This is a genomic window from Pseudonocardia sp. McavD-2-B (assembly GCF_024124365.1).
GTDB lineage: Bacteria > Actinomycetota > Actinomycetes > Mycobacteriales > Pseudonocardiaceae > Pseudonocardia > Pseudonocardia alni.
Window position 1 is genome coordinate 1 of record NZ_JAMXSG010000522.1, and the last position, 1,389, is coordinate 1,389.

Here is a 1,389-nt window from a genome sequence, read left to right on the forward strand (position 1 = left end):
CCCCGGTGCGGACCAGGGCGGCGCCCCGGGCCCCCGCCCGGGCCAGCGCGGGCGCTGCGGTCCCGCCGCTGCGCTCGGCGACGAGCTCGCGGACACACCGGGCGATCACGCCCGCGCGCTTGCGGACGATCCAGTGCCCGCCGGGCAGGTAGCGGACCCGCAGGTCGGGGGCGTACCCGGCGGCGCTCGTCGCCATCGCGGGGGTGACGTAGGCGTCGCCGAGCGGAGCCAGGATCTGCACCGGGACGTCGGTGCGGCGCGGCTGCGGGCGGCCGAGCCGCCGCGGCAGGTTCCGCCGGTAGAGCTCCAGGCCGTTGACCGCGTCGCGCACCGAGGGGCGTGGGATCCGCTCGGTCCGCGCCACCAGCGCGCCGAGCAGCCCGCTGCGGATCATCAGCTCGGGCAGCACCGGCACCCGGAACGCCAGGGTGTACCAGGAGTGCAGCGCCTGGGTGAGCACCGGCCGCAGGTCGCGGAGCCCGCGGCGGCGCAGGAACAGCGCCACGTGGTCCAGGCACGGGCCGGAGATCGAGGTGAACGACGCGACCCGGCCGTCCATCGCCGAGGGGGTGCCGTCCTCGCGCGTGACGGCGTGCCAGGTCTGGATCGAGCCCCAGTCGTGGGCGAGCAGGTGCACCGGGGCGTCGGGGGAGACGGCGTCGGTCACCGTGCGCAGGTCGGCGGCGAGGAGCTCCAGGTCGTAGCCGGCCGGGGCGCCGGGCGCGGCCGAGCCCCCGTGGCCGCGCACGTCGTAGGTGACGACGTGGTGGTCGGCGGCGAGGTCCGCGGCGACGCGGTCCCACACGTGCCGGTCGTCGGGGTAGCCGTGCACCGCGACGACCGTCGGGTGCGACGGGTCGCCCCGCTCCTCCACGACCAGCTCCAGGCCGTCCTGCGTGGTCACCGTCCGGGTGCGGCTCGCGGACTCCACCTCGTTGTGAGACACGCCGTCATCGTAGAAAACGTGTCAACAAGGCGCCACCCCTGGCCCGTCACCCGTCCCGGGCGGCCGGGCGGGACCGGTGATCGCGACGAGCGAGGGGTGCGGTGCCGGATCCGGCACCGCACCCCTCGCAGAAGACGATCACCGCGCCGCCGACGGCTGCGCCCGGGTCAGCCCCGGTCGTCGGCAGTGCGGGTGGGGTGCGGCGCCCGACCGGCCGCCCACATCGCCCCGACCCGGGCGGCCACCGCCTCGTGCGCGGCTGCGGTCGCGGTCCCCGTGGTGCGGACCCCGGCCAGCGCGTAGAGCAGCTCGCCGTCGGCGCCCAGGTCGAGGTCCAGGACGCCGTGCACCCGGGCGAGCTCCAGCACGAGCGCCGGGGCCGTGGTGCCGGCCGCGGCGGCCGCCCGGCGCAGCGGCCCCCCGTCGGCGCCGGGCAGCGTCCG

2 protein-coding genes are annotated in these 1,389 nt (G+C 77.9%); both read right to left on the minus strand.

Annotated elements, in window-relative coordinates; translation table 11 throughout:
- A partial coding sequence (locus tag NH602_RS30865; protein WP_253069694.1) for an alpha/beta fold hydrolase occupies positions 1-946 on the minus strand: 946 nt, incomplete at its 3' end.
- Positions 947-1,113: 167 nt separating this feature from the next.
- Positions 1,114-1,389: hypothetical protein (locus NH602_RS30870; RefSeq protein ID WP_253069695.1), on the minus strand; the 276-nt coding region annotated here is incomplete at its 5' end.